The organism is Streptomyces sp. (assembly GCF_035563135.1).
In the GTDB taxonomy this organism is placed as follows: domain Bacteria; phylum Actinomycetota; class Actinomycetes; order Streptomycetales; family Streptomycetaceae; genus Streptomyces.
Window position 1 is genome coordinate 1 of the sequence record NZ_DATMVN010000314.1, and the last position, 3,630, is coordinate 3,630.

The 3,630-nt window shown below is 69.6% G+C and carries 4 protein-coding genes; 3 read left to right on the forward strand and 1 reads right to left on the reverse strand.

What is annotated here, in order from left to right; translation table 11 throughout:
• The 3 genes from VN520_RS13815 to VN520_RS13825 all read left to right on the forward strand — a co-directional run.
• Positions 1-770: substrate-binding domain-containing protein (locus VN520_RS13815; RefSeq protein ID WP_325747191.1), on the forward strand; the 770-nt coding region annotated here is incomplete at its 5' end.
• 62 nt (positions 771-832) lie between these two features.
• Entirely contained in the window at positions 833-1,894 is a 1,062-nt protein-coding gene (locus tag VN520_RS13820; RefSeq protein WP_325747192.1) for an ABC transporter permease, read from the forward strand.
• A 64-nt stretch (positions 1,895-1,958) separates the two neighbouring features.
• The gene (locus VN520_RS13825; RefSeq protein WP_325747194.1) at positions 1,959-2,711 is read left to right on the forward strand and encodes an ATP-binding cassette domain-containing protein; all 753 of its coding nucleotides are present in this window, start codon (positions 1,959-1,961) and stop codon (positions 2,709-2,711) included.
• A gap of 204 nt (positions 2,712-2,915) precedes the next feature.
• On the opposite strand, the gene VN520_RS13830 is transcribed toward VN520_RS13825, so the two are convergent.
• Positions 2,916-3,630, reverse strand: a 715-nt coding sequence (locus tag VN520_RS13830) for a phytanoyl-CoA dioxygenase family protein (RefSeq protein WP_325747193.1), incomplete at its 5' end; no start/stop codon positions are given.

Below are 3,630 nucleotides of genomic sequence, written 5' to 3' on the forward strand. Positions count from 1 at the left end.
AGCGGCACAACGTCACGCTGAACTACTCCAACGACCCCGACGCCGGTGAGATGGCCACGCTGGTGCAGAACGCCGTGGACAGCAACGTCGACGGCATGGCGCTCACGCTGGCCTACCCCGACCAGGTCGGGCCGGCCGCCCAGCAGGTCGCCGAGAGCGGCGTCCCGATCGTGGCGTTCAACTCGGGGATCAACGACTACCAGAACTTCGGCGTGCCGATGTACTTCGGCTCCAACGAGCAGTTGGCCGGTCAGACCGTCGGTGAGCGGATCGGTCAGGAGGGCGGCGGCAAGGCCCTCTGCGTCATCCAGGAGCAGGGGCAGGTCGCCCTCGAGACCCGGTGCGCCGGTGTGACCCAGGGCTTCCCCAACACCGAGATCCTGTACGTGACGGGGACCGACCTCCCGTCGGTGCAGCAGACGATCGGTTCGAAGCTGCAGCAGGACCCCTCGGTCACCCACATCGTCACGTTGGGCGCGCCGGTCGCCCAGGCCGCCCAGCAGGCCAGGACCGACACCAGCAGCCAGGCGGAGATCATCACCTTCGACCTCAACGCCGACGTCGCCGCGGCGATCGAGAGCGGGGACATCGCCTTCTCGATCGACCAGCAGCCCTACGTGCAGGGCTATCTCGCCGTCACCTCGCTGTGGCTCAACCTCACCAACGGCAACGACATCGGTGGTGGCCAGCCGGTGCTGACCGGTCCCTCCATCGTCGACGAGACCAACATCGGCCCGATCGTCGAGTACGCCGACAACAACACCCGGTAATGGCCCCCGGGGGGAGCCGGGCAGCCCGGCTCCCCCCAACCACCTGCCCCTTGGAGCACTCGATGAGCTCATCCGTGGCGACGAAGCCCTCCGCCGCCCCACCGCCGGCCGCACCGGCGCGTACCCAACGGTCGCTCGTGTCCCGCGTCCTGGCCCGGCCCGAGATCGGTGCGCTCGCGGCGGCGATCGCCATCTTCGCCTTCTTCTACGCGGTGGCGGCGCCGTTCCGCACGCTGCCGGCCTTCGCGACGGTGCTCTACGCCAGTTCCACCATCGGCATCGTGGCGGTCGGCGTGGCGCTGCTGATGATCGGTGGCGAGTTCGACCTGTCCTCCGGTGTGTCGGTGGCGACGTCGGCGCTGGCCGCGGCGATGATCACCTACCAGTTCAGCCTGAACATGTGGGTGGGCGTCGTCTTCAGCCTGGTCGTGGCGCTGGCCATCGGCTTCGTCAACGGCTACCTGGTGATGAGAACGGGCATCCCGAGCTTCCTCATCACACTGAGCACCTTCTTCATCCTGCAGGGGCTCAACCTGGGCATCACCAAGCTGGTCACCGGGACGGTCGCGACTCCCAACGCCAGCCGGCTCGACGGGTTCGACGCGGCCAAGGCCGTCTTCGCCTCCGACATCCCCCTGGGGTTCATCACTCTCAAGATCACCGTCCTGTGGTGGTTCCTCTTCGTCGCCGTCGCCAGCTGGTTGCTGCTGCGCACCCGGACCGGCAACTGGATCACCGCGGCCGGCGGCAACCAGGCCAGTGCCCGGGCGGTCGGTGTGCCGGTGCCCAAGGTCAAGATCGGCCTGTTCATGGGAGTGGCCTTCCTGGCCTGGTTCCTCGGCATGCACCTGCTGTTCAACTTCAGCTCGGTGCAGTCCGGCCTCGGGGTCGGCAACGAGTTCATCTACATCATCGCCGCGGTCGTGGGCGGGGCCCTGCTGACCGGCGGCTACGGCTCTGCCGTCGGCTCGGCGCTGGGCGCCTTCATCTTCGGCATGACCACCCAGGGCATCGTGTTCGCCGGCTGGGACCCGAACTGGTTCCGGACCTTCCTCGGCGTGATGCTCCTGCTCGCCGTCCTGGTCAACCTGTACGTCAAGAACTACGCGGCCCAGAGGAGATGACGTGACCGACACCATCGCAGAGCGCGCAGCCGGTGACCTGGAGGTCGGCACCCCCCTGGTGGAGATGGAGGGCGTGGGCAAGAGCTACGGCGCCATCCGCGCGCTGGAGGGCGTCAACCTGACGGTCAACGCCGGTGAGGTGGCGTGCGTGCTGGGGGACAACGGCGCCGGCAAGTCCACCCTCATCAAGATCATCTCAGGGTTGCACCCGCACACCGAGGGGACCCTGAAGGTCGACGGGCAGGAGCGGCACTTCTCCTCCCCGCGGGAGTCCCTCGACACCGGCATCGCGACCGTCTACCAGGACCTCGCGGTCGTCGGCCTCATGGAGGTCTGGCGCAACTTCTTCCTCGGCTCGGAGATCCGCAAGGGGAAGTTCCCGCTCGCGCCGCTGGACATCAAGGCCATGCGCGAGATCGCGGACGCCGAGCTGCAGAAGATGGGCATCGTCGTCAAGGACATCAACCAGCCGATCGGCACGCTCTCCGGTGGTCAGCGGCAGTGCGTCGCGATCGCCCGGGCGGTCTACTTCGGCGCGCGGGTGCTGATCCTCGACGAGCCGACGGCGGCGCTGGGTGTGAAGCAGTCCGGCGTGGTGCTGAAGTACACCGCCGCGGCCCGCGACGCGGGCCTCGGGGTCGTCTTCATCACCCACAACCCGCACCACGCCTACCTGGTGGGCGACCACTTCATCATCCTCAAGCTCGGCCGCCGGGTGCTGGACAAGAAGCGCTCGGAGGTCTCGCTGGAGGAGCTCACCACCGAGATGGCCGGCGGCCAGGAGCTCGCCGAGCTCTCCCACGAGCTGAAGCGCTGACCACCGCTCCGCCGGGCCGGGCCCCTGGGGACCCGGCCCGGCGGAGCCGTGTCCCGGTGTCCCGCTGCGCCCGGCCGTGACGATCACGAGGCCGGCGTGGCGACACGCCGGCGTCGGCCGCGTGTCGCCACCGCCGCTCCATGATCGCCGTGCCGGGGGAGCCGCCCGCAGCACCCGGGGCGGTGCCGGCTGCTCCAGGTCGCATCAGTGGCCGCTGGTGTGCCGCTCGGCCTGGGCGGTCAGCTCCGTGTCCAGCGCCTCGGGCGACCAGTCCTGCTGCAGCGCCCGCCAGACCAGCTCGGCCTGGGTCTCGGGGGCCAGGCCGCCGATCGGCTGGTCGCGGTCGAGGTTGGTCGGGAAGGCGTAGCCCTCGGCCGAGGCGGCGACGACGTTGCGCAGCGTGCGCTCGTCCGCGCCGGCGGCCTTGTGCGCGAGCAGGACCGGGTGGAGCGCCCGGCACATCGCCGTCCGGTCGACCGTCTCCATCGCCCGGCCGAACGCCGAGGAGACCTGCAGCAAGTTGGCCATGCGGCGCACGTCGGCCGACCGGTTGGTGCCCGCGCCGTGGAACAGCGCCGGGTTGAAGAAGGCGGCGTCGCCCTTCTGCAACGGCAGCTGGACGAAGTGCTCGTCGAAGTAGGCGGTGAACTCCGGCTGGTGGAAGGCGACGTACCCGGGGGCGTACTTCTGCGAGTGCGGCAGGTACATGGTCGGACCGGTCTGCACCGGCATGTCGCAGTGCGCGACCGCCCCCTGCAGGGTCATGACGGGGGAGAGCCGGTGCACGTGGGCCGGGTAGGCCAGGGCCTGCTCCTCGGACATGAAGCCCAGGTGGTAGTCGCGGTGGGCCACCTGCGCCTGCCCGCCGGGGTTGACCACGTTCACCTGGCTGGTGACCTGGTAGCCGCGGCCCAGCCAC